General features: G+C 61.1%; 3 protein-coding genes. 1 reads left to right on the top strand and 2 read right to left on the bottom strand.

All coding sequences use genetic code 11. The features are described 5' to 3' along the window. Positions 1–152: 152 nt before the first annotated feature. Together HMPREF0178_RS04470 and HMPREF0178_RS04465 are read right to left on the bottom strand one after the other, a co-directional pair. Positions 153–2,753 carry a TIGR03960 family B12-binding radical SAM protein gene (locus HMPREF0178_RS04470; protein WP_009379443.1) on the bottom strand — a complete coding sequence of 867 codons (2,601 nt, stop codon included), beginning with the start codon at positions 2,751–2,753 and terminating at the stop codon, positions 153–155. Between the two features lie 106 nt (positions 2,754–2,859). Further along, positions 2,860–3,180, bottom strand: coding sequence for a hypothetical protein (locus HMPREF0178_RS04465; RefSeq protein WP_005026020.1), 321 nt, complete (start codon positions 3,178–3,180; stop codon positions 2,860–2,862). Positions 3,181–3,385: 205 nt separating this feature from the next. On the opposite strand from HMPREF0178_RS04465, the gene rnc reads away from it, so the two are divergent. After that, positions 3,386–4,087 (top strand): ribonuclease III, encoded by a 702-nt coding sequence (rnc, locus tag HMPREF0178_RS04460; protein WP_009379441.1) that lies wholly within the window; start codon positions 3,386–3,388, stop codon positions 4,085–4,087. Positions 4,088–4,108 lie beyond the last annotated feature (21 nt).

The following is a 4,108-nucleotide window of genomic DNA, read 5'->3' as shown; positions in this document are numbered from 1 at the left end:
CCCTGTTCGTGGTTTTTCCCGGCGCCGAGTATTGGGTGGAAGAGGCTCTGGAGAGTTCTTTTGCACTTCTGAAAAAGCAAAGGACACCCCATTGAGGTGTCCTTTGTGACTTATGCGTTACGTTTCGTCAGCTCTCGCCGTTTTCCGTTTTTTTACCCGAACATCTGCGAGAGCTTCATGATTTTCAACTGATGCGGTTCGGCCCAAGGCGTAATGGCGCGGGCGAGCGTCATGGGTGAAATGTAGGTTTCGGACCAGTCGGTCACAAGATAGAGCGTTCCGTGCTCATCCCATTCGATGACCTGAAAGAGCGGGCGGATGTCCGCCGTGCGGGGGCCCTTCTTGGTTTCGCGGGTGAACATGAGGGAATCCGTGGCCGTGAAATCGTCCCACGCTTCCATGAACAGCCGTCTGTCGGCGTCCGAGCCCATGAAGCGCAGAGAGAAGGTTTCCTGTACGGAGCCCACGGACTTGTCGTTGACCGGGATTTCTTCCAGCCTGTCGAGGCGCAGGCCGCGCAGCATCCGGGGAGCGAGGCGTTCCATGACTTCCTCGGCGGAGAGCGGCTCGCGCAGGACAATGGAGAACCACTCCGCCTGGCTTTCCACGCCCACGGGCAAGGCTCGTCCGAAGGAGATGAGGGGCAGGGGATGGAAGCCCTGAGAAAAGGCCATCGGCAACCCGGCGCGACGCATGGCGCGCTCAAGCAGGGATTGCAGTTCAAGCTGGCTGATGTAGGCGGCTTCCGCTTCCTTGGTATGCCAGACGCGGTAACGCACGGCCTTGACGGCCAGAGCGGAGTTGATTGCGGGCGGCTCGGTCGCTTTGGGCGGCTTTGGAGGCATGAGCAGGCGGCCGTTCTCGTCGAGATTCGGCTGATGTTCGAGCTGGTCGCGCTGTTTGAAGTTCAGGCTATTGTGGTGCGAGCCTTCTTCAAGTCCCGGTGTGCGGGGAAGCAGGGACTCGCCCGCCGCCGTATCGCAGGCTCCGCACTGGCGGCAGGCCGCATAGCGGCAGTCTTCCGAAATCTTCCCTTCAAAGGCGCGGCGGCGTTCCCGCAGCAGAAACTCCCGGGATACCCCGGCATTGAGATGATCCCACGGCAAGGGCGCGTCGAGTTCGCGGGCCCCGGTGAATGCCTCGGCGCTCAGGCCGCATTCGGCAAGGGATTCCAGCCACGGATCGATGCTGAAATGATCCATCCAGCTCGCGAAGATCGCCCCTTTGCGGTACGCCTTTTCCACCACGTCGGCGATGCGGCGGTCGGCGCGGGACAGAACGCCTTCGAGGAAACTCATTTCCGGCTCATGCCAGCGCAGTTTCAGGCATTTTTCGGCCCTGAAAGCGTCTCGCAGGTACTGGACGCGCTCGCGCACCTGTTCCAGCGTGATCTGCGGTTCCCACTGGAAGGGCGTGTGGGATTTGGGCACGAACGGCGAGATGGCCGCCGTCACCTGCAGACGGGGCATCCCCCGCCCGGCGGCGTCACGGGCCTTGCGGCACAGGTCCACGATGGCTTCAATATCTTCCTGCGTTTCACCGGGCAGGCCGATCATGAAATACAGCTTCACCTGCTGCCAGCCGTGCTCGAACAGCTTGCGGACATGCAGCATCAGCCCTTCTTCGGTGACGCCCTTGTTGATGATGTCGCGCAGGCGTTGGCTGCCCGCTTCGGGCGCAAGCGTAGCTCCGGTACGCCGGATGCCCGCCAGACGGCGCATGATGTCGTCGTCGATGGAGCCCACGCGCAGGGACGGCAGGGACACGGAAATCTGTTCCGCTTCGCAGCGGTCCATCGTACCGAGGAACAAGGTTTTCAGCGCCGAGAAGTCACCCGTGCTGAGGGCAAGGAAGGACACGTCGTCGAAACCGGTGTCGTTCAGGCAGTTTTCGAGGATTTTTTCCAGATTCGGCAGGCTGCGTTCGCGGGCGGGGCGGTACAGGACGCCCGCCTGACAGAAACGGCAACCCCGGGTACACCCGCGGGCGATTTCGAGGCTGAGGCGGTTGTGGACCGCACCGAACGGGACCACCTGCTTTTCGGGATAGGCGGCCCTGTCGAAATCCGCCACGATACGGCGTCCGGGTGTCGGCAAATCCGGTTTCAGCGGCGTGAGCACGCCGTTGGCGTCATGCGTGTACAGCGACGGCGCATAGACGCCGGGAATGTTGACGGCTTCCTCGATAAGGCGCGAACGGCTCCAGCCTTCTCCGCGGGCCTTGATCACGAGGTCGCACAATTCCGGGACCATCTCCTCGCCTTCGCCGAGGAGCATGAGGTCCATGAACGGGGCGAGCGGTTCCGAGGCGATGGCGCATCCGCCGCCCGCGACGATGAGGGGCCAGCGGAACAGATCGTCCCCGCGATCGGCGGCGCGGAGCGGGATGCCGGAAAGTTCCAGCATGTACAGCACGTTAGTAAAGCACAGTTCATGCGTGATCGCGAACGCGAACATGTGCGTCTTCACGATGTCCGTGTCGCTTTCCAGCGTGGCGAGGCTGACGCCGTGTTCGCGGAGGAGCCTGCCGGTTTCCCGGCAGGGGGCGTACACGCGCTCGGCAAAGATGTCTTCCCGATTGTTGAGGATGGTATACAGGATTTTATGTCCGAGGTAGGACATGCCCACTTCGTACAGATCCGGGAAGGCAAGGGCGCAGTGCAGGCGAACGGACGCGGGCTCCTTGTGGACGGAACCTTCCTCGGTACCGATATAGTGACTGGGCCGGGGCAGCAGGGAGAGGAGTTCTTTCATAAGGAGGGGTTCCGCAGGCGGCGGGGTTGAGGGAACGCTTCGCCCCCACCGTCCCGGAACAGGCCGGGGCAGGATGGGGGCGTTTTCGTCCGAAGCGGGGACAAAGCTACTTGATGAGCGGAGACTTGCCCGCGGCACCGGCGAGGCCGCCCGTGGACAGGGTCAGGTTGGTGCAGGCTTCCAGATACTTGGTTTCGAGATCGTCGGGAAGCTTCTTGTATTCGTACATGAAGTGTTCACCGGAAATGCTGCCCTTGAATTCCTGTTCGAAAGGATAGCCGTAGGGAAGCATCATCATCTGAACACCCTGTTGGGTGGGAACGACCTGAATGATCGCCACGTCTTCGAGCATGTTGGCTTCTTCGTCAAACTTGCCGAGAACCAGTTCGCCGGTGACGAGTTTGAACAACCGGATCGGTTTGGACATTGTGATCTCCTTAAAGTTGTGTATCGCCCAAAGTAGGGGCTCTCCCATACGCTGTCAAGAAGTGATTGGCGGACGTCCGGTTCCGTATATCCGCATCATCGCGGTGTGGCTCAGGTTGCCTTGCTCCGGTGTGCGTGATAGGTGAGACGCATCTGTGGACAAGTAAGGTTTGTGAAAGGTTTGTGAATCGAAATAAGGTCATGCCATGACGCTGGATGTGTTGCAGGACAGGATAGGATACCGTTTCAAGGACGAATCGCTGCTGGTGCTCGCGGTGACGCACAGTTCGTGGGCCAACGAGCATTCGGCGGGCAACGCGCACAATGAGCGTTTGGAATTCCTCGGCGACGCCGTGCTGGAGATCGCCGTTTCAGCCCAGTTGTTCGCCCGTTTCCCCGATGCCCGGGAAGGCGAGTTGACGCGTCTGCGTTCCAGCCTCGTCAACGAGGCCACGCTGGCGGTCATTGCGCGCAAGCTGCATCTTGACGATTGCCTGCGTCTTGCCCGTGGCGAGGAGAACCAGGGCGGGCGTCAGCGCGATTCCCTGCTTTCGGACGCGATGGAGGCTGTTTTCGGCGGCGTATTCGTGGACGGGGGGATTGAGAAGGCGCGCGAGGTCGTGGAGCGGCTGTACACAGATCTCTGGCCCAAGAACGCCACGAAGGTACGGCGCAAGGATTTCAAGACGAAGTTGCAGGAGGCCACGCAGCGTATCAGCAAGGGGCTTCCCGTGTATGCGCTTGAGGACAGCTATGGTCCCGAGCACGCCAAGATTTTTTCCGTCCGCGTGGATCTGCCCGACGGGCGTCAGTTCCGCGCCTCCGGCCCCGGACTCAAGCGGGCTGAACAGGAAGCCGCCCATGTCGCGCTGGTCGCGCTGGGTGAGGAGGATGGAGAGGAAAAGTAGAAAAAAATAAGGGAGGGGGAA

This window comes from Bilophila sp. 4_1_30, assembly GCF_000224655.1.
In the GTDB taxonomy this organism is placed as follows: Bacteria; Desulfobacterota; Desulfovibrionia; order Desulfovibrionales; family Desulfovibrionaceae; genus Bilophila; species Bilophila wadsworthia.
This window is presented reverse-complemented; position numbering and strand designations above follow the sequence as displayed.